At 63.8% G+C, this 19430-nt stretch carries 17 protein-coding genes; 12 read left to right on the top strand and 5 right to left on the bottom strand.

Annotation, left to right across the window (positions count from 1 at the left end):
• The first annotated feature begins 21 nt into the window (after positions 1-21).
• From M1D87_RS23915 to M1D87_RS23885, 7 genes are all read left to right on the top strand, one after another.
• Positions 22-1779 (top strand): carbamoyltransferase family protein, encoded by a 1758-nt coding sequence (locus M1D87_RS23915; protein WP_013974482.1) that lies wholly within the window; start codon positions 22-24, stop codon positions 1777-1779.
• Positions 1763-2893, top strand: coding sequence for a glycosyltransferase (locus tag M1D87_RS23910; protein ID WP_123084764.1), 1131 nt, complete (start codon positions 1763-1765; stop codon positions 2891-2893). The genes M1D87_RS23915 and M1D87_RS23910 overlap by 17 nt, the downstream gene beginning before the upstream one ends.
• A complete protein-coding gene (locus M1D87_RS23905) occupies positions 2893-3789 on the top strand; it encodes an antimicrobial resistance protein Mig-14 (protein WP_039612459.1) in 897 nt (298 codons plus the stop codon). Before M1D87_RS23910 ends, M1D87_RS23905 begins: the two co-directional genes overlap by 1 nt.
• A complete protein-coding gene (locus M1D87_RS23900; protein WP_123084763.1) occupies positions 3786-5189 on the top strand; it encodes a PIG-L family deacetylase in 1404 nt (467 codons plus the stop codon). The genes M1D87_RS23905 and M1D87_RS23900 overlap by 4 nt, the downstream gene beginning before the upstream one ends.
• 48 nt (positions 5190-5237) lie before the next feature.
• Positions 5238-6194: a glycosyltransferase family protein gene (locus M1D87_RS23895; RefSeq protein ID WP_015272035.1), complete on the top strand. Its 957-nt coding sequence runs from the start codon at positions 5238-5240 to the stop codon at positions 6192-6194.
• A 65-nt stretch (positions 6195-6259) separates the two neighbouring features.
• Positions 6260-7033 (top strand): glycosyltransferase family 2 protein, encoded by a 774-nt coding sequence (locus tag M1D87_RS23890; RefSeq protein ID WP_039612457.1) that lies wholly within the window; start codon positions 6260-6262, stop codon positions 7031-7033.
• 37 nt (positions 7034-7070) lie between these two features.
• Entirely contained in the window at positions 7071-8162 is a 1092-nt protein-coding gene (locus tag M1D87_RS23885; RefSeq protein WP_039612456.1) for a glycosyltransferase, read from the top strand.
• A gap of 3 nt (positions 8163-8165) precedes the next feature.
• Here M1D87_RS23885 and M1D87_RS23880 read toward each other — a convergent pair whose 3' ends face one another.
• Positions 8166-8771 carry a serine/threonine-protein kinase gene (locus M1D87_RS23880; RefSeq protein ID WP_015272032.1) on the bottom strand — a complete coding sequence of 202 codons (606 nt, stop codon included), beginning with the start codon at positions 8769-8771 and terminating at the stop codon, positions 8166-8168.
• 101 nt (positions 8772-8872) lie between these two features.
• Here M1D87_RS23880 and M1D87_RS23875 point away from each other — a divergent pair, with 101 nt between their 5' ends.
• From M1D87_RS23875 to hldE, 3 genes are all read left to right on the top strand, one after another.
• The gene (locus M1D87_RS23875) at positions 8873-10048 is read left to right on the top strand and encodes an O-antigen ligase family protein (protein WP_061550412.1); all 1176 of its coding nucleotides are present in this window, start codon (positions 8873-8875) and stop codon (positions 10046-10048) included.
• Between the two features lie 15 nt (positions 10049-10063).
• Positions 10064-11872 carry a lipid A export permease/ATP-binding protein MsbA gene (msbA, locus tag M1D87_RS23870; protein WP_123084762.1) on the top strand — a complete coding sequence of 603 codons (1809 nt, stop codon included), beginning with the start codon at positions 10064-10066 and terminating at the stop codon, positions 11870-11872.
• Positions 11873-12002: 130 nt separating this feature from the next.
• Positions 12003-13424, top strand: coding sequence for a bifunctional D-glycero-beta-D-manno-heptose-7-phosphate kinase/D-glycero-beta-D-manno-heptose 1-phosphate adenylyltransferase HldE (gene hldE, locus M1D87_RS23865; RefSeq protein WP_025340854.1), 1422 nt, complete (start codon positions 12003-12005; stop codon positions 13422-13424).
• A 135-nt stretch (positions 13425-13559) separates the two neighbouring features.
• On the opposite strand, the gene M1D87_RS23860 is transcribed toward hldE, so the two are convergent.
• The 4 genes from M1D87_RS23860 to M1D87_RS23845 all read right to left on the bottom strand — a co-directional run bounded on the left by M1D87_RS23860 (position 13560) and on the right by M1D87_RS23845 (position 17050).
• On the bottom strand, positions 13560-14528 hold the full coding sequence (locus M1D87_RS23860; RefSeq protein WP_123084761.1) for a metal ABC transporter ATPase: 969 nt from the start codon (positions 14526-14528) through the stop codon (positions 13560-13562).
• Positions 14529-14578: 50 nt separating this feature from the next.
• Positions 14579-15391 carry an aldo/keto reductase gene (locus M1D87_RS23855; protein WP_013974470.1) on the bottom strand — a complete coding sequence of 271 codons (813 nt, stop codon included), beginning with the start codon at positions 15389-15391 and terminating at the stop codon, positions 14579-14581.
• Entirely contained in the window at positions 15388-16563 is a 1176-nt protein-coding gene (locus tag M1D87_RS23850; RefSeq protein ID WP_123084760.1) for an NAD(P)/FAD-dependent oxidoreductase, read from the bottom strand. Before M1D87_RS23850 ends, M1D87_RS23855 begins: the two co-directional genes overlap by 4 nt.
• A 154-nt stretch (positions 16564-16717) precedes the next feature.
• Positions 16718-17050: a DMT family transporter gene (locus M1D87_RS23845; RefSeq protein WP_013974468.1), complete on the bottom strand. Its 333-nt coding sequence runs from the start codon at positions 17048-17050 to the stop codon at positions 16718-16720.
• Positions 17051-17137: 87 nt separating this feature from the next.
• Here M1D87_RS23845 and M1D87_RS23840 point away from each other — a divergent pair, with 87 nt between their 5' ends.
• Both M1D87_RS23840 and waaA read left to right on the top strand, forming a co-directional pair.
• The gene (locus tag M1D87_RS23840; RefSeq protein ID WP_123084759.1) at positions 17138-18028 is read left to right on the top strand and encodes a LysR family transcriptional regulator; all 891 of its coding nucleotides are present in this window, start codon (positions 17138-17140) and stop codon (positions 18026-18028) included.
• A gap of 11 nt (positions 18029-18039) precedes the next feature.
• The gene (gene waaA / locus M1D87_RS23835; protein ID WP_123084758.1) at positions 18040-19311 is read left to right on the top strand and encodes a lipid IV(A) 3-deoxy-D-manno-octulosonic acid transferase; all 1272 of its coding nucleotides are present in this window, start codon (positions 18040-18042) and stop codon (positions 19309-19311) included.
• Positions 19312-19430: the final 119 nt, after the last annotated feature.

The following is a 19430-nucleotide window of genomic DNA, read 5'->3' as shown; positions in this document are numbered from 1 at the left end:
CCGAATGAAGAGGCTAATCCCTTGGCATTGACGATTCTTGGCCTGTCCGGCGCCCTTAGCCATGACCCTTCCGCGGCCTTGTACATTGACGGCAAACTGATTGCCGCCGCCGAAGAAGAGCGCTTCGTGCGTGACAAGCATGCGAAGAACCGCATGCCCTACGAGTCGGCGAAGTTCTGCCTGGAACAGGCAGGCATCAAGCCATCCGACGTCGACGTGGTAGCCATCCCGTTCGCCCCGATCAGCCTGTTCGGCAAGGCGCGCTGGCACTATGCCAAGCGCTACTGGTACGCCCCGGACCGCGCCCTCGACGCCATCCTGATGGGCAACCGTCGCTACAAGCGCTACCGCAAGAAGATTGTCTGGTGCCTGGAGCAACTGGGCTTCGACCCGAAAAAGGTCAAGATCGAGCCGGTCGAGCACCACCTGGCCCACGCCTCCAGTGCCTATCACTGCTCGGGCTTCAAGGAAAAAACCGCAATCCTCGGCATCGACGGTAAAGGCGAATACGCCACCACCTTCTTTGGCTACGGCGAAAACGGCAAGATCCACAAGATCAAGGAGTTCTTCGACCCGGACTCGCTGGGCGGCCTGTACGGCGCGATCACCGAGTTCCTCGGCTTCGAGATGCTCGATGGCGAGTTCAAGGTCATGGGCATGGCGCCGTATGGCGACGCCAGCAAGTACGACTTCTCGCGCCTGGCCAGCTTCGAAAACGGCGAACTGGTGATCAACACCGAATACGCCAACGTCATTGGCCTGCGTCGCTATAAAGAGAAGGGCAAGGGCTTCTACTTCTCGCCGAAGCTGATCGAGTGGCTGGGCCCCAAGCGCGAAGGCGACATCGCCGACGAGCCGTACATCCATTACGCGGCCAGCATGCAGGCGCTGTTCGAAAAGATCGCCCTGCAGATGATCGACCACTACCTGGGCGACGTGCTGCGTGAAACCGGCAAGCTGGCCTTTGCCGGCGGTTGCGCGCTGAACGTCAAACTCAACCAGAAGATCATTGCCCGCCCAGACCTGAAAGAGCTGTTCGTTCAGCCGGCTTCCGGTGACGCCGGTACCGCCGTGGGTGCTGCCGCCTACGTTTCCCACGCCCGTGGCGTACCGGTCGAGAAGATGGAACACGTCTACCTCGGCCCTTCGTACTCCAACGAAGACGTGATCGCTGCCTGTGCCCGTCACCCGAACGCGCCGAAGTGGCGCAAGCTCGACGACATGCCGCAGCGCATCGCCAAAATCATGGTCGACGGCAACCCGGTGGCCTGGTTCCAGGGCCGCATGGAATTCGGCCCTCGTGCCCTGGGCGGCCGTTCGATCATCGGTTGCCCGAGCGTGCCTGGCGTAGCCGACCGCATCAACGAGCAGATCAAGTTCCGCGAACGCTGGAGACCTTTCTGCCCGTCGATGCTCGACACCGTCGCCCCGCAAATGATCAAGGTCGACCACCCGGCGCCGTTCATGACCTTCACCTTCGAAGTGGCTGAAGAGTGGAAGACCCGCGTACCGGAAGTGGTCCACGAAGACGGCACTTCGCGTGCCCAGGTGCTCAAGCGCGAGTACAACCCGCGCTACTACGACATGATGAAGGCGCTGGAAGACCTGACCGGCAACGGCGTGTCGCTGAACACATCGCTGAATCGTCGTGGTGAACCGATGATCTGCTCGCCGACCGATGCCCTGAACATGTTCTTCGGCTCAGACCTGCAGTACCTGATCATGGAAGACATCCTGGTTGTGAAGGACGGCGCGGCCCCGTATGACCAGCCGCTCTGAACCGCGCATCCTGCAGTTCTGCCATGGCTATGACGGGCCGTTCCTGGACTGCGCCCGTCAGTACGCCAGCCTGTTCCAGGGGCGTGGCTACCAGGTCACCACGGTGTTCCTCACCGGCGCCGCCGACCCGCTGGTAGCGGCCGGCTGCGCCTCGGACGAGGTGCTGTTCCTGGAGTTCAGCTCCAAGGCCGTGCGCGGCCTGAAACTCGGCGCCATCCGTGCATTGCGGCGGATCGCGGCCGAGCGCAATTTTGCCTTTTGCATTGCCCATCGCTTCAAACCGATCTACGTGGCGTTGCTGGGCACCGGCTTGCCGGTGATCGGCGTGCACCATGCTTTCGGTGACTACGAGCGCAAGGGGCGACGCATCTTCGCCAACCTGTTCAGCAAGCGTCTGAGCTTGCTGGGCGTGTCGGACGCAGTGCGTGACGATATGCGCCGCTGTCTGTCGCAGTGGCCGGCAGATCGTATCCAGACCTTGTATAACCGCATCGACATCGACGCCCTGCAAGCAGCCCTGGTTCCACGCGCCGAGGCCCGTCAGGCCTTGGGCCTGGATGCACAGGCGTGGATTGTCGGTAACGTCGGGCGTCTGCACCCGGACAAGGACCAGGCCACCCTGCTGCGTGGCTTTGCCGAAGCGCTACCGGGGCTGCCGGCTGGCGCCCGCCTGGCAATCCTGGGCAAGGGCCGCCTGGAAGCCAGGCTCAAGGCACTGGCCGCCGAGCTGGGCATTGCCGGGCAAGTGGACTTCCTTGGCCAGGTGCCGGATGCGCGCCGTTACTTCCAGGCATTCGACGTATTCGCACTGAGCTCCGACCATGAGCCGTTCGGCATGGTCCTGCTCGAAGCCATGGTCGCCGGTGTGCCGGTACTGGCCACAGCCTGTGGTGGTGCCCGCGAAGTGGTGGAGGGTGTTGGCATGCTGTTCCCGCTGGGCGATGCGGGGCAATTGGCCCAGGGTCTGAAACACATGGCTGTGCTCGATGGGCAGCAACGCCAGGCCTGTGCCGAGCACATGCTGCAGCGCCTGCGTGAACGCTTTTCCGACCAGGCGGTGCGCGAAGCATTCTGGCAGCTGCCGCAAGTCCGCGCGCTGGTGGGGCAGGCCTGATGCTCAACCGTATCCAGGCCTTCCGCGAACGCGGTTGGCAAGTTATCGACGGCAAGGCCTATGCCGAGGCATGGGCCCGGTTTGGTGGCAGTGTCGCCACCCATCCCCAGGTGGTCGAGCAGCTGGCGGACCTGGCGCAGATCCCTGTGCGTTACCTGGGCTGGCACCAGGCCGGCGAGCTGAAAGCCGCCATTCCTACCTGGGGGCGCCACCTTGCGCTGTCCAAGGACGTGCTCAAGCGTGCCGGCAAAAAGGCCCTGTTCGACCTGGGCAACGCCGAGATCATCCTGCCGGCGGCGGCCGATGCCGCTGCACCGTTGCGCCATGCCGCGCGCTACCTGTCCGAACTGAACCTGGGCCGCTTCAGCGGCCTCAAGGCGCAGAAGGAACAGCTGGCCATGGCCCGCGCCCATGAAGACCTGTCGAAGAAGTTCCGCTACAACCAGCGCCGCGAACTACGCCTGCTGGAAGAGGCGGGCGGTGTGGTGCGCCCGATCAGCGACTTCAGCGCGCAGGAAATCGCCAGCATGTACTGCGACCTGTTCCAGCGCCGCTGGGGCTTCCCTGCCACCGGCGCCGAGCGCATGGCCGAGGTGCTGGAACGCCTGCGTGAGCTGCTGATCGGCTCGGTGCTGCTGCTGGACGGCAAGCCGATTGCCATCCAGCTGGTATACCGTGTCGAAGCGCCGGAATGGATCAGCGTCGAGTACATCAATGGCGGTGTCGACCCTGAAACCAAGGCCTTCAGCCCCGGCAGCGTGCTGAGCTTCCTCAATACCCAGGCCGCCTGGGAAGATGCCCGTGCACGCAACAAGCCGCTGCGGTTTTCGTTCGGCCGTGCCGACCGCGAGTACAAGGACCGCTGGTGCAACCCCGTACCGGTGTATCAGGCGTGAGTCGCAAGCAGCAGTTGCTCAAGCGCCACCGGCGCAACAAGCGCCTGGGCCTGTTGGCGGGCCTGGTCGCGCTGGTGGCCATAGGTGCGTTCAGCTGGTGGTGGTTGCCACTGCTGCTGTTGCCGCTGTTGTGGGCGGCCCACGAGGCCTGGTTTGCCGACCACCTGTTCTACGCGCCAGGCGAGGACTACGCCTACGACTTCGGCGAGCAGACCCGGGAGGCTCCTGCCAGCCTGAGCGGCGGCTTGCTCAAGGCTGAGTGCGTGCTGCAGGGCAACGAAACCCTGGTCCTCGAACTGCGGGTAAAAAGCAGCTGGCTGGGGCGCTTCCTGGACCCGCAGGTCGAGCTGGTGGCTGGCGAGCAGGCCGACCGGCAAACCTTCGAGCGCGGCGTCGATGGCGTGCGCTTCCTCAACCTCACCGGCCTCGCCGCACCTCTGCAGGCTGGCGCGTTGCGCCTGCGTGGTCGGCATTGCCGGCTGGCGGGCCAGCCGCGCTTGTGGATAACCCCGCCGGTCGAGCTGCAACGGCGCCGGGTGATGGTGATCGCGCCGCATGCCGATGATGCCGAGCTGGCCGCTTACGGCCTTTACAGCCAGGCCGACGAAGCCTGGGTAGTGACCCTGACCGCTGGTGAAATCGAGGCCGAGCACTATCAGCAGATGGGCTTGGCAAAGGCCGAGGCCGCGCGCCTGAAGGGCCGCCTGAGGGCCTGGGATAGTGTTGCCGTGCCACGCTGGGCTGGTGTGGCGGAATCGCGTTGCGTGCAGCTGGGCTACTTCTGTCTGCAACTGCCTGCCATGCAGGCTGCGCCAGACCAGCCGGCCGCTTCTCGCGAGGCCGACCTCGCCGACATTCGCGTATTCCGCCGATTCAACCCGTTCCCGCTGCCGGCCGATGTCGATGGCGCGCCGACCTGGCGCAACCTGCTCGCCGACCTGCGGGCCTTGCTGGAAATGGCCAGGCCAGAGGTGCTGGTGATGCCGCACCCGCAGCTCGACCCGCACCCCGACCACATCTGTGCCCAGGCAGCGGTGCTGGAAGCCTTGCAAGGCCTGGCCTGGCAGCCGCAAACCCTGCTGTGCTACGCCAACCACCTGCATGACAACGACCGCTGGCCGATGGGCGACAGTGGTGATGGCGTGGCCCTGCCGCCACAGCAGGACGCTGTCCAGGCCTGGGCTCCTTGCAGCCTGGTACTGGACCTGGCGACCCAGCGCGACAAGGCCATGGCCCTGGGCATGATGCACGACCTGCAGCCGCCAGCACCGTTCAAACGCCGCCTGCGCCGCTTGTTGCAGCGCTGGTTGGCCGGGCGGCGGTCGTCGCCTTACGGCGAGAACGAATTCTTCCGCAAGGCCGTGCGCCGACATGAACTGTTCTGGCGGCGTGAGCTGTAGCCGCGCCCCATGGTTGACCGCGATGGCGCAGAGCGCCCAAGGAACCCAATGAAAGTCCTATTTCTGGTGCAGAAGGAACAGCGGGCGATTCTCGACCGCCTGTACGATGGCGTCGCGGCCAACTGCGAGTGCGACCTGCGCTGGTTGACCAGCGAAGACCAGCGCAACCTGCGCCGCTATTTCAAGCGTGAAGTGCAGGTCGAGCGTTATGACCGCATTGTTTTCTTCCTGCGTTTCAAACAGGAAATCCGTCAGGCAGCATTCATCCGTACGGTGCCGAACCTGGTCATCCTCGAGCACGATGCCTACCAGAACTACATCCCGTGCAAGTACACCGGCAAGTTCAGCGCCCATTACCGCAAGCTGCCCTGGGCGCGGGTGATCAGCTCCGGCTACATGGTCAGCGAGCGCCTGCGTCAGGAAGGTTTCGACGCAGTCTTCGTGCCCAAGGGCTACGACGAGCAGTTGCTGGCCGACCAGGGGCGTGAGCGCGACATCGAACTGGCCTTCGTCGGCAGCACCAACAGCGTGGCCTACAGCGGCCGCAAGGCACTGCTGGACGAGCTGGGCCGGGTCGAGAACCTGGTGGTGACCCGTACCAAATCGGGTGAAGACTACTGCAACACACTCAACCGGATCCGCTTCTTCGTCAGTGCCGACGTCGGCATGGGCGAATACATGATCAAGAACTTCGAAGCCATGGCCTGTGGCTGTGTGTTGCTGGCGTATGACCAGGGCGAGGAAGAGAACCGCGCACTGGGCCTGCAGGACATGCACAACGTGGTGTTCTATGACAGCATCCCGACCCTTCAGGAAAAGCTCCGCCGTTTGCGCGCGGACCCTGAACTGGCCCGGCAGATTGCAGAAAATGGTCGCCACCTGGCGGTTTCCCGTTTCAGTTTCGGGGCTGTTGGACGTAGCATCGTCGACCACATGCGCCCGGCGCTCAGGCCCCATCCGCCGTTGTCTGCATGGCAGCGGCTGCGCCTGAAGCTGGGCATCTAACATAAGAACTTTCGCGCCTGTGGAACGGGCGTTGGAAGTCGAAGTCGCAATGCGGAGGGAGTCCGGTGCGCTTTTCAAATGAGAGTGATGTCACGCTCGTCGTGACCAGTTGTGGGCGGTTCGATCTGCTCAAAGATACCCTTGAGAGTTTCGATCGCTACAATACCGCGCCCATTCGCGAAGTGTTCATCACCGAAGATTCCGGTGACGATGCAGTGCATGCCGCTGTGCCTGAGCACTGGAAACCGCACTGCAAGGTGTTCGTAAACCGGCCCAAGTTGGGCCAGTTGCCGTCTATCGACCTGGCCTACAGCCACGTCAAGACGCCCTACATCTTTCACTGCGAGGACGACTGGCACTTCTATCGCCAGGGCTTCGTCGAAGACTCCCGGGCCATTCTGGAGGTCAGCCCTGATCTGTTGCAGGTGTGGCTGCGCAGCCATGCCCATGACCTGGCCATCCACAGCCCTTACATTCACCTGGGTGATCGCCGGGTGATCGCCGGGGTGCCTTGCTACCCACTGCTGTCCGATAAGGCCGAGTGGCAGGCGTTTTCGCTCAACCCCGGGTTGCGCCGTTTGAGCGATTACCAGCGTTGCGCGCCATTTGCCGCCTATGCTGGAGAGAAGGCACTTTCCCGGCGTTATTCTGAGTTAAACCTGACAGCGGTCACCTTGGAGGGTGATGCAGTATTGCACACTGGATTTGGTAATCACGTGACCTTGCCCATCGAAGTGGAACGCAAGGCCAAACGTCGTAAACGTGATCGGATAAAGTTGGCATTGACGCTGGTGGCGGGTGCCGTGATTGGCATGGGAATCACCATTTTTGTTCAGTGAAGTCGCTGTCCCACCTGACATGAGCGGGAGAGGGCCCATGAACATCGTCAATGTGATGTGGGCGGGTGGAACGCCGTACATGTCCATCCACAAGGTGCATCGGCAGGTGCTGTCGCACGCGGGTGCCGATGCCCGGATCAGTAACTGGCTGCTGCTGGGTAGCGGGCTTTGCTGTGGGCTTGGCTCGACCCGGGAGTGGCATATGCCGTCACGGGCGCTGAAAGGGCGGCACTTCTGGCGCCTGTTGCGCCCATGGTTGCGCATGCGCTTGCGCAAGGCGCTGAACGAGGCCCAGGCTGAAGTCGTGCTGCTCGACGGTGTCGGTGTGGCGCGGTTGGTGTTGCCGTTGTTGCAGCAGGTTCCGCAGGTGCGTGCCAAGGTGCTGTTCCACGGCAAGACGCGCCTGAGTGCCAGCGATGTTCGCCTGCTGCGCATGTTTCCGGCCGAGCGTCTGAGCATCGCCGCCGTTTCACAGACACTTGCCACGTCACTCGAACACGACCTGGGCAGGCCAGTGCGGACCTTGCGCATGGCCCTTGACCCGCTGGCTTTCGCCGAACCGTTGTTGAGTCGGGACGCAGCCAGGCAGGCCCTGCAGTTGCCACAGGTAGCAGGGGTAATGCTGGGCGCGGTCGGGCGGCTGGTGGAGAGCAAAGGTTTCGAGATGCTGATCGAGGCGTTCGCCAAGGCCAGTGCGCGCCAGTCGGACCTGCAATTGGCAATCATCGGCGAAGGCCCTCTGCGTGCGGTGCTGCAGGCTCGTATCGACGCGCTTGGCCTGGCTGGTCGTGTTCACCTGAGTGGTCACCGAGACGACCTGCAGCAGCTGTACCGGGCATTCGACTGGCTATTGGTGCCTTCGCGCTCCGAAGGCCTGGGGCTGGTGGTGCAGGAGGCGGTCATGGCCGACGTGCCGGTGGTATGCAGCGACCTGCAGGTGTTCCGCGAGCAGTTGCAGGACACCGGTGGCTACCTGCCCGTTGCCAATGAAAATGCCTGGGCCGAGGCGATCGAGCGTTGCTCGGTGCTCGGTGCCCCGGCGGTAGCTGCCCGGCAGCGCCAGGCGCTGGCCCCGGAGCGGGCCTGGCAAGCATTCTGCAATGGCTCGCAAAGCCTGCTGCGCAGTTGATGCTCAGCGTGCCAGCAGGGCTGCCTCGAAGGCGGCAAGGGGGAACCGGTCACCCAGGTTCTCCCGCTCGATATAACGCACCATATGCTGCACATTGCGCCGAATCATGCGCGCCGACAGCGGCGGGCGCAGGAAGCGCATGTCGGCAACGTCGATCAGGCCCAGTTGCTGGTCGGGGGTGACCACCACATTACCCAGGTGCAACGAGCGGAAGTACACGCCGCTGCGATGCAACTGGCGAATCAGTTCGATCAGGCGCGGCAGGTAGGTGTCCCAGCTGAAACCCTCATCGCGCGACATCTGCAGCAAGGTGCGCCCTGGCAGCGGGCGGTACAGCACGGCGGTACGCCCTGGCAGGTCGAGCTTGTGCTGGCTGATCACCTCCAGGGTGGGGATGCCCAGCTGTGCAAGGCGTGCGGCGTTGTCGACGAAGCGCTGCGAGTACGGGCGCAGCAGTGCAGATGAAATCAGCCGCTTCCTACGAAAAACCTTGAGGAAATTACCATCCGCGAGCAGGTAGACTTTGGCGCCATGGCTATCTGCCTCAAGCACCTGTGCGCCTTGTGTCAGCTGATCGAAGTCGACCTGGGGGAGCCGGGAGCATTGCATGAATAGAGCCTTGTCGTCGGGCGAACAGAATGACCGGCAATAATGCCGAAAATAATGTTGTAGCACCATTGGATGGTGTCTTTGATTCATCGGGGGAAAGGATGTTGTATCAAAAAAACTGGGCGCAAGCCTGGTTGGGGTTTGGTCTGGTCTGGTTCCTGGCAGCGATTGCCCTGGCACCGAGCAACAAGGTCTATCAGCAAGGCCTGGTGCTGTTCCTGTGGTTGCCGACGCTGGTAATGGCGTGGTCCGCAAGGCAGGTAATAGTGCAGGCCTGGCGGCGTCAGCCGGCCTTGTGGGGGAGTGTGTTGCTGCTGCTGGCGTGGAGCGGGCTCAGCCTGGTCTGGTCGGCCGCAGAAAACCCGGGGCGCGAGGCCAAGCGCCTGCTCTACATCCTGGTATTCCTGCTGGCGTTCCCGCTGCTGGGCCAGCTTGGCCAGGCCCGCATTCGTCAACTGTTGCTGGCCGGCAGCGCCTTGCTGGCCGTTGCCGCATTGATCTCGGTAATCCATTTCTACGGCGTGCTGGGCATGCCATTGCTGGCCCGGCTGGAGGGCATCGGCGAGATATCGCACCCGATCCTGGGCGCCTATGTCATCGGTTCGGCCGTGCTCTTCCTGCTTTACGAGCCGCCGCGGCAACGTGGCCTGCAGTTGTTGTGGCTGGTGGCGCTGGTGTGTCTGGGTTTGTTTGCCATGCTCAGCCAGAGCCGTGGGGCAATCCTGGCCCTGGTGCTCACCGTGATCCTGGCCCCGTTGTGGTTCCGTGACCGCCACAGCCGGGTGTTTGCCGTGCTGGCGGCCATTGCCACCTGCCTGGCCTTCTATCTCGTGTACGACCTGATCGCCCAGCGCGGTTCGTCCTACCGGCCGGAAATCTTCCACGCCGTGGTCGACATGATCGCCGCACATCCCTGGACCGGCCTTGGCCTGGGCGCTGCCTACGACGTCAGTGCAGTGGGCAAGCACTTCGACCATACCCACAACATGTTCACCCACATCGCAGTGGAGTTGGGCCTGCCCGGCATGCTGCTGTGGGTCATGGTGTGGCTGTACACCCTGGGCGAAATCGTCCGCGCACGTGGCACGTTGTTCGGCAAGATCCTGCTCGGTTTCTGGGTGTACTCCACCCTGGCCATGCAGTTCGATGCCGCCAGCCTCACTGGTACGCCACGTGCCGAATGGTTCATCAGCTGGCTCCCCGTGGGCCTGGCCATGTTGCTGCCATGGGGGAGTGCCGAAAATGATGCCTGTGGTAAAATTTCCGGTTCAACCTGAACAGCGAGCTTGATAATGGCCGAAACACCGCGACCGGCGGAACACACCTCCAGCCTGAAGATCTACTTCCGGCTGCTGAGCTATGTGAAACCCTATGTCGGCATTTTCCTGCTGAGCATCATCGGTTTCGTGATCTTTGCCTCGACCCAGCCGATGCTGGCCGGGATCCTGAAGTACTTCGTAGATGGGCTGAGCAACCCCGAAGCGGTGTTGTTCCCAAACGTCCCCTACCTGCGCGACCTGCAACTGCTGCAGGCGGTGCCGTTGCTGATCATCCTGATCGCCGCGTGGCAGGGCCTGGGCTCGTTCCTCGGCAACTACTTCCTGGCCAAGGTTTCCCTGTGCCTGGTGCACGACCTGCGTGTGGAACTGTTCAACAAGCTGCTGGTGCTGCCTAACCGCTACTTCGACAACCACAACTCCGGGCACCTGATCTCGCGCATCACCTTCAACGTGACCATGGTCACTGGTGCTGCGACCGATGCGATCAAGGTGGTGATCCGCGAAGGCCTGACCGTGGTTTTCCTGTTCGGCTATCTGCTGTGGATGAACTGGCACCTGACACTGGTGATGGTCGCCATCCTGCCGGTGATCGCAGTAATGGTCAGCGTCGCCAGCAAGAAATTCCGCAAGCAGAGCAAGAAGATCCAGGTGGCCATGGGCGACGTCACCCACGTTGCCTCGGAAACCATCCAGGGCTACCGCGTGGTGCGCAGCTTTGGCGGTGAGGCCTACGAAGAGCAGCGTTTCGGCAAGGCCAGCCAGAGCAACACCGACAAGCAGCTGCAAATGACCAAGACCGGCTCGCTGTACACGCCGATGCTGCAACTGGTGATCTACACCGCCATGGCCGCGCTGATGTTCCTGGTGCTGTTCCTGCGCGGTGATTCCACTGCCGGTGATCTGGTGGCATACATCACCGCCGCCGGCCTGTTGCCCAAGCCGATACGTCAGCTTTCGGAAGTCAGCTCGACCATCCAGAAGGGCCTGGCCGGCGCCGAAAGCATCTTCGAGCAACTGGACGAAGAGCCTGAAGTGGATACCGGTACCGTCGAGAAGGAGCGGGTGGAGGGGCGCCTGGAAGTGCGCAACCTCAGCTTCACCTACCCGGGTACCGAGCGTGAGGTGCTGAGCGATATCAGCTTCGTAGCCGAGCCAGGGCAGATGATTGCACTGGTCGGCCGCTCCGGCAGTGGCAAGTCTACGCTTGCCGCGCTGATACCACGCTTCTATCACCACGACCAGGGGCAGATCCTGCTCGATGGCGTGGAGATCGAGAACTATCGCCTGCGCAACCTGCGTCGCCACGTTTCGCAGGTGACCCAGCATGTCACCCTGTTCAACGATACCGTGGCCAACAACATCGCCTATGGCGACCTGGCCGGCGCCCCGCGCGCCGACATCGAAGCCGCTGCGGCCGATGCCTATGCCAAGGAGTTCGTCGACCGGCTGCCGAAAGGCTTCGATACCGAAGTGGGTGAGAACGGCGTACTGCTCTCCGGCGGTCAGCGCCAGCGTCTGGCGATTGCCAGGGCACTGCTGAAGAATGCGCCGCTGCTGATCCTCGACGAAGCCACTTCGGCGCTGGATACCGAGTCCGAGCGGCATATCCAGGCTGCCCTGGACCATGTGATGCAGGGCCGTACCACGCTGGTGATCGCCCACCGTCTGTCGACCATCGAGAAAGCTGACCAGATCCTGGTCATGGACCAGGGGCGCCTGGTCGAGCGCGGCACCCATGCCGAGCTGCTTGCGGCCAATGGCCATTATGCCCGCCTGCATGCCATGGGCCTGGATGAGCCGGCCAAGGCCGATATCACCTGAACCCTCGTTGATCGGGGCCATCGCGGCCCCGATTGTCACGGGAATTTTCCTGGGGTGATCTGGCCATAAAGCCGTCGTCTACCCTGTGCTAATATCCTGCCCCTGTTCATTATTTCCATATGGGTTGCCCATGAAGTTGTCCATGCCGCGTTTCGATCAAGCCCCGGTACTGGTGGTCGGCGATGTCATGCTCGACCGCTACTGGCATGGCGGTACTTCGCGTATCTCGCCTGAAGCGCCAGTCCCGGTGGTCAAGGTCGATCAGATCGAGGATCGCCCCGGCGGCGCGGCCAACGTTGCCTTGAACATCGCCGCCCTGGGTGCACCGGCTTCGCTGATTGGCGTCACCGGCCAGGATGAGGCCGCCGACAGCCTGGCCAACAGCCTGCAAGCTGCAGGCGTGCGCTCGGTGTTCCAGCGCATCGCGCATCAGCCGACCATCGTCAAGCTGCGGGTCATGAGCCGTCACCAGCAGTTGCTGCGCATCGATTTCGAAGAGCCATTCGCCACCGACCCGCTGTCGCTGGGTGCGGAGGTCGACAGCCTGCTCGAGGGCGTCAAGGTGCTGGTCCTGTCCGACTACGGCAAGGGCGCACTGAAAAACCACCAGAGCCTGATCCAGGCCGCGCGGGCCAAGGGCATTCCGGTGCTGGCCGACCCCAAGGGCAAGGATTTTTCCATCTACCGTGGCGCCAGCCTGATCACCCCCAACCTGAGCGAGTTCGAGACCATCGTCGGCCGTTGCGTTGATGAGGCCGAGCTGGTCGCCAAGGGCCTGCAACTGCTGCAGGACCTGGACCTTGGCGCCTTGCTGGTGACCCGTGGCGAGCACGGCATGACCCTGCTGCGCGTTGGCCAGCCGGCGCTGCACCTGCCGGCGCGGGCGCGTGAAGTGTTCGATGTGACCGGTGCCGGTGATACCGTCATCTCCACCCTCGCCGCGGCCATCGCTGCCGGCGAGGACCTGCCCCACGCGGTGGCCCTGGCCAATCTGGCAGCGGGCATCGTGGTCGGAAAGCTGGGTACGGCTGCGATCAGCGCCCCCGAGCTGCGCCGGGCGATCCAGCGTGAGGAAGGCTCCGAGCGGGGCGTGCTGGGCCTGGAGCAACTGCTGCTGGCCATTGATGACGCGCGAGCGCACAAAGAGAAGATCGTCTTCACCAACGGCTGCTTCGACATCCTGCATGCCGGGCATGTCACCTACCTGGAGCAGGCGCGGGCCCAGGGCGATCGCCTGATCGTCGCGGTCAACGACGATGCCTCGGTCAGCCGCCTGAAAGGGCCGGGCCGGCCGATCAACAGCGTCGACCGGCGCATGGCCGTACTGGCCGGGCTGGGGGCGGTGGACTGGGTCATCAGCTTCCCCGAGGGTACACCAGAGAACCTGCTGAGCCAGGTCAAGCCGGACGTGCTGGTCAAGGGTGGCGACTATGGCATCGACCAGGTGGTGGGTGCCGATATTGTCAAGGCCTATGGCGGTACCGTGAAGGTGCTGGGGCTGGTCGAGAACAGCTCGACCACGGCGATTGTCGAGAAGATTCGCAAGAACTGATCGATCCCGGGGCCGCTTTGCGGCCCATCGCGACACAAGGCCGCTCCTACAGCAGGTCACGCAACTTCAAGGCTTGCGCGATCCCCTGTAGGAGCGGCCTTGTGTCGCGATGGGCTGCGAAGCAGCCCCAGAGTCTTACTTGTGCAATGAGGTCCGCGCCCGCTCCAGCAGCGCTCGCGCCTTGTCGCCAAACCGCTGCAGGTGCGATGCCCGCACCGGCTTGTTCTCCACCAACCCCTGCTGCTTCACCCAATCCTTCCAGCGCACCCGCTCGTCCGTGACCACCCAGCCATCCTGCCGGGCAAAACTTTCGGCCAGGTACAGCCCGCGCGTGCTTGCCGGCACCAGTTCGTCCTTCTTCACGGTATACAGCTCAGCCAGTGGCTGGCCGTCCTTCAATGGCATCAGGTACAGGTCTGGTCGTTTGCGGTTTAGCCGCGCCACCAGTTGGTCGCCCTCCAGCCGCTCATCAACGTGGAACAGGCTGAGCTTCTTGGCGTCCCGGGGTACCTGCAGGCGCATGTCGTAGATCAGTTGCAGCGAGGCGGTGGGCAAGTGCACATACGCCCGCGGCCGTTCCAGCAGCATCAGCTTGCCGCAGTGCACCGGGCGCGCGGCACCCGACTCCGGGGCCAGCACGAAGTGCGGCGTTTCGCGGTAGTGCAGGGCGGCAGCGTAGGGGACCGGCAACCAGGTGTCGTTGAAGCGCCCGCCCAGCCAGCCTTCCGGGGTTTCCAGCAAGCATTCCTCGGCCACTTCCTGCACGGCCGTGTGCAATGGCAGGTTCAGCTCCTGCGCCGGCACATAGCCGGAAATCAGTTTCAGCACCACATCGCCACGGTCTTGCCGGCGCTGACGTACCAGCACCCAGTAATCGCGGTTCTGCCAATGCAGGGTCAGCCGTACCGACACGCCAAGGTTGGCCAGTTCGACCACGAAGCGCTGCACGTCGGGCAACTGGATAGCCTTGCGCCGTTGTTGGATCTGGGCAAAATTCAGCGGCATACCGATGCTCTGGTAGATCAGACCTTCGGGCGTGGCCTCGACATGTAGCGGTAGTGTCTTGAAGTTGCTCGGGTTCTTGCGGATCAGCGTTCGCGCCACGAGGCTCCTCCTTGCGTCGGGTCAGTCCAGGCCCATGGGCCTGGGGCAACTCAATGCTGGCCCAGAATACGGGCGACGGTGGCCACGTTGTGGGCCAGGTGCAACGGATTGATGGTGCCGACGATAGCACTGCTCACGCCCGGGTGGGCGAACAGCAGCTCGAAACTGGCTTGTACCGGGTCAACGCCCGGGGCAAGGCAGATATGCCCACTGGCCAGTGCCTTCTTCACCAGGATGGCCTTGCCGTGTTCGGCAGCGTAGTCCAGCACCGGGCGTTCTGCCTGTTCGTTGAGGTTGTAGGTGACCATGGCGCAGTCGCCTTGCTCCAGTGCCTTCAGGCCGCCGGCGACGGTCTTGCCAGACAGGCCGAAGCCGAGGATCTTGCCCTCCTGCTTGAGCTCGGCAAGGGTCTGGTAAACCTCCTGCTGTTCGAGGATCGCCAGGTCGTTGCCGTCCGAATGCACCAGCACCAATTCGATGCGGTCGGTTTCCAGGCGCCGCAGGCTTCGCTCCACCGAGCGGCGGGTATGGGCGGCGCTGAAATCGAAGTGCGATTGGCCGTTGTCGAACTCTTCGCCAACCTTGCTGACGATCACCCATTCATCGCGCTGGCCGCGCAGTAGCGGGCCCAGGCGTTCTTCGCTGCGGCCGTAGGCTGGGGCGGTGTCGATCAGGTTGATACCCAGCTCGCGGGCCTGGGCCAGCAGCAGGCGGGCTTCGTCGTCGCCGGGGATGGTGAAACCGGTAGGGTACTTCACGCCCTGGTCGCGGCCCAGCTTGACCGTGCCCAGGCCGAGCGGCGAAACCTTGAAGCCGGTGCTGCCCAAGGGGCGATGGAAGTCGTGCAGGGTCGGCAGGCTCATGGCAGCAGTTGCTCCCAGGCCGGTACGCCCAGCGGTGGGCGTGGCAGGTCAGCCAGGTCGGCCTGCGCCTGTGGGCGGATACCGTCGCGCTCCAGGTGGCTGATGACCCGGTCGCTGAAGTCCGGTGCCAGGGCCAGCTTGGTTGGCCAGCCGACCAGCAGGCGTTGCTGGTCGGCGAGGAAGGCGTTGTCCGGGCGTACCAGGCCCGATTGCGCCGGTTCCGCTCGGTCGACCCGCAGGGTGGCCCAGCGCACTTGGCTCTGGTCGACCCATGGCAGCAGGTTGGCGATTTCTTTCTGTGCCGCGGCGATTTGCGCAGCCGGCTCGCGGGCAACGCCGTCGGCTTCGGCCAGGTCGCCACCCAGGTACCAGACCCACTGGCCATCGGCGGCCGGGTGGGTGGTCACCGTCACCCGTGGCTTCGGCCCGCCGCCCAGGCAATGGGCGTAAAGCGGTTTAAGGTTGGCACCCTTGGCCATCACCATATGCAGCGGGCGTGTCTGCATGGCTGGCTGGTTCAGGCCCAGGGCATGCAGCAGCTGCTCGGTGCCGGCGCCGGCGCTGAGCACGATACGCTGGGCGCGGATGTCGCGCTCGTCGACGCGCAGGCCGACCAGGTCGTCGCCCTCGCGCAGCGGCTCGATGTGCTCACCGGCCAGCAAGCTGTTGCCTGCCAGCTCGGCCAGGTTGGCCAGCAGGCTGGGCACGTCGATGACCAGCTCGGCCAGGCGATAGACCTTACCCTTGAAGGCGCGGTCCTGCAGCGCCGGCGGCAGTTGCTCGCCCTTCACCTGGTCGACCCGGCCGCGCACGGCCTTGCTGGCGAAGAAACTGGTGAGGTTGCCGGCCAGGGTGCCAGGGGACCACAGGTAATGGGCGTCGGACAGCAGGCGAGTGCGGGTCAGGTCCAGCTCGCCGCTGCCGCTCAGCGCTTCGCGCCAGCGTCGCGGCATGTCGGCGATGGCTTCCGAAGCGCCGGTGAGGGCGCCATGCAGGGCGTACTTGGTGCCGCCATGGATGATGCCCTGAGACTTGATGGTCTGCTCGCCGCCAAGGCTGGCGCGTTCCACCAGTACTGTCGAGTAGCCCAGCCGGCGCAGGCGGGCATTGAGCCAGAGGCCTGCGACCCCGGCGCCGACGATCAGCACGTCAGTGGAAATGGCAGATGGCATGGCGGTACCTCGAAGACTGGGACAGCTGGCAAGTATACAGGGTATACCTGTGATGGCCCTATCGCCGGCAAGCCAGCTCCCACAGGGATGGTGTTGACCCTGCGGCCTGTATCAACTCTTTGGCTTTCCGGCGATGAGGCCCGTACAGGCTGCCTCAATGCCCAGCCGTCTTCGAAAACAGCTGAATTACCACCACCCCGCCCACAATCATCGCCATGCCCAGCATCGCTGGCACATCCAGCTTCTGCCCATAGATCACCAGCGCTGCCACACTGATCAGCACAATCCCCAGCCCCGACCAGATGGCATAGGCGATCCCCACCGGAATGCTGCGCACCACCAGGGTCAGCATCCAGAAAGCAATGCCGTAACCAACCACCATCAGCAGCAACGGCACGGGCGTGTTCAAGCCTTTCACCGCTTTCATGGAAGCGGTGGCGATGACTTCGGCGCAGATGGCGATGGCGAGGTAGGTGTAGGCATTCATGGCGAGATCCTCCGTTAGCTGGCTGCAGATTCTAGTCCCACCCAGAATGGGGTAAAGTCATTACCTATCACTATGCGAGATAGGTCGATGGCCGAGCACTGGAACCTCGAACAGTTGCGTACTTTCCTGCGCGTTGCAGAACTGCGCTCGTTCTCTGCCGTGGCCCGCGAGCAGCGCAAGGCCCAGTCGGCAATCAGCAGCGCGATCGCCCTGCTCGAAACCGACCTGGGGGTAACCTTGTTCGAGCGCAGCAGTGGCCGGCAACCCAAGCTGACCGAGAACGGCAGCGCCCTGTTGGAAGATACCCGCGAACTGTTGCGCCAGTGCGAGCGTCTGGATGGCCGTGCGTTGGCGCTGATGCGCGGGCAGGAGGCCTTGTTGCGGGTCGCCCAGGACGAAGCCATGCCCTATCAGCCGGTCATTGACAGCCTCGACGAACTGGCCAGCCGCTACCCGTTCCTGGAGGTGCAGCTGGCCAGCGGTGCCCAGGGCGATGTGGCGCGCAAGCTGGTGGAGCGGCGCGCCGATCTTGGACTGTTCTTCCACCACGAGAGCATCCCGGCCTCGCTGGAGCGGCGCGCCTTGGGCAGTGTGGAAATGGTCACGGTCTGCGCGGTCGGTCACCCGCTCGCCGGCGAAGGCCGGGTTACCCGGCAGCAACTGGCGCGCCACCGGCAATTGCTGATTGCCCCGCAGCAAAGCGGCTACCCCGGCGGCGAAGCGATCAGCCCGCAGGTATGGCGCGCCGACAGCTTCTACGCCATGGCCGAACTGCTGATGCGCGGCCTGGGCTGGGCCTGGCTGCCGCGGCACGTGGTGCAGTACCCGACCTACCAAGCGCACATGGTCGAACTGGATAGCGAGTGGCGGCCACCGGCCTTGGTGGTGGAACTGGCTTGGCGTCGTGACGAGCCGCTGGGGCCTGCCGCGCAATGGCTGGCCGAGCGCTTTGCGGTGCACCTGCGCGCGATCGGGTAAACTCCGCGGCCATGAACAGAACTCTCTATACCTTGTTGTTTCACCTGGGCCTGCCGCTGGTTGCGCTGCGCCTGTACCTGCGCGCGCGCAAGGCGCCGGCCTATGGTCAACGCATTGGCGAGCGCTTTGCTTTCAGGCTGCCGGTCATGCGCCGGGGCGGCATCTGGGTGCATGCGGTATCGGTGGGCGAGAGCATTGCGGCGGCACCGATGGTGCGCGCCTTGCTCAAGGCCTACCCGGAATTGCCGATCACGCTTACCTGCATGACCCCGACCGGTTCAGAGCGCATTCGTGCCATGTTCGCCGACGAACCACGCGTGCAGCATTGCTACCTGCCCTACGACCTGCCTTGGGCGGCAGGGCGCTTTCTCGACCATGTGCAGCCGAAGCTGGGCATCATCATGGAAACCGAGCTGTGGCCCAACCACATCCACCAGTGTGCGAAGCGCGGCATTCCGGTAGCGCTGGCAAACGCACGCTTGTCTGAGCGCTCGGCCCGTGGCTATGGGCGCTTTGCCAGGCTGACCCGGCCGATGCTGGCCGAGATGAGCCTGATTGCCGTGCAGACCGAAACCGAGGCCCAGCGCTTCCGTGACCTGGGCGCGCGTCCGGATTGCGTACAGGTCACCGGTTCGATCAAGTTCGACCTGAAGATCGATGAGCAACTGTTGCCGCGTGCCAAGGCATTGCGTGAACAGTGGGGGGCTGCACAGCGCCCGGTGTGGATCGCGGCCAGCACCCACGAAGGTGAAGATGCGTTGATCCTGCAGGCACATCGGCAATTGTTGCAGGTGCATGGTGATGCCCTGCTGATCCTGGTGCCGCGCCACCCCGAGCGATTCGCTGCGGTGCATGCGCTGTGCAGCGAACAGTTCACCACCGTGCGGCGCTCTGCCGGCACGCCGGTTGATGCGCAGACTCGCGTATTGCTCGGCGATACCATGGGCGAACTGCTGTTCCTCTATGCCCTGGCCGACATTGCCTTTGTCGGTGGCAGCCTGGTGGCGACCGGCGGGCACAACCCGCTGGAGCCCGCGGCGCTGGCCTTGCCGGTGCTGATGGGGCCGCATGTGTTCAACTTCCTCGAAATCAGCGCGATGCTGCGCGAGGCGGGGGCGTTGCAGCAGGTGGATGATGCCGAGGGGCTGGCCGAAGCGGTGCGGCGGCTGGTCGAATTGCCGCAGGACGCGCAGCGCATGGGCGAGGCGGGCAGGGCGGTAATGCGGGCCAATCAAGGGGCATTGCAGCGCTTGCTCGATGGCCTGGGTGCACTTATCCGCTGAGTCTGGTGTTGGATTTTCTGGCCTCATCGCCGGCAAGCCAGCTCCCACAGGTACTGCACGAGGCTTAAGGCCATTGGAGAACCTGTGGAAGCTGGCTTGCCGGCGATGAGGCCATCAAA

The sequence above is a fragment of the Pseudomonas sp. SA233 genome, from assembly GCF_054792385.1.
The sequence above is the reverse complement of the archived record's forward strand: the minus strand, read 5'-3'. Positions and strand labels throughout refer to the sequence as shown.

Excerpts from the sequence above, each read along its gene's own strand:
- msbA (WP_123084762.1), top strand. The coding sequence starts at position 10,064 with ATGGCCGAAACACCGCGACCGGCGGAACACACCTCCAGCCTGAAGATC.
- waaA (WP_123084758.1), top strand. The coding sequence starts at position 18,040 with ATGAACAGAACTCTCTATACCTTGTTGTTTCACCTGGGCCTGCCGCTG.
- M1D87_RS23845 (WP_013974468.1), bottom strand. The coding sequence starts at position 17,050 with ATGAATGCCTACACCTACCTCGCCATCGCCATCTGCGCCGAAGTCATC.
- M1D87_RS23880 (WP_015272032.1), bottom strand. The coding sequence starts at position 8,771 with ATGCAATGCTCCCGGCTCCCCCAGGTCGACTTCGATCAGCTGACACAA.
- M1D87_RS23895 (WP_015272035.1), top strand. The coding sequence starts at position 5,238 with ATGAAAGTCCTATTTCTGGTGCAGAAGGAACAGCGGGCGATTCTCGAC.
- M1D87_RS23885 (WP_039612456.1), top strand. The coding sequence starts at position 7,071 with ATGAACATCGTCAATGTGATGTGGGCGGGTGGAACGCCGTACATGTCC.
- M1D87_RS23875 (WP_061550412.1), top strand. The coding sequence starts at position 8,873 with ATGTTGTATCAAAAAAACTGGGCGCAAGCCTGGTTGGGGTTTGGTCTG.
- M1D87_RS23855 (WP_013974470.1), bottom strand. The coding sequence starts at position 15,391 with ATGAGCCTGCCGACCCTGCACGACTTCCATCGCCCCTTGGGCAGCACC.
- hldE (WP_025340854.1), top strand. The coding sequence starts at position 12,003 with ATGAAGTTGTCCATGCCGCGTTTCGATCAAGCCCCGGTACTGGTGGTC.
- M1D87_RS23910 (WP_123084764.1), top strand. The coding sequence starts at position 1,763 with ATGACCAGCCGCTCTGAACCGCGCATCCTGCAGTTCTGCCATGGCTAT.
- M1D87_RS23850 (WP_123084760.1), bottom strand. The coding sequence starts at position 16,563 with ATGCCATCTGCCATTTCCACTGACGTGCTGATCGTCGGCGCCGGGGTC.
- M1D87_RS23840 (WP_123084759.1), top strand. The coding sequence starts at position 17,138 with ATGGCCGAGCACTGGAACCTCGAACAGTTGCGTACTTTCCTGCGCGTT.
- M1D87_RS23905 (WP_039612459.1), top strand. The coding sequence starts at position 2,893 with ATGCTCAACCGTATCCAGGCCTTCCGCGAACGCGGTTGGCAAGTTATC.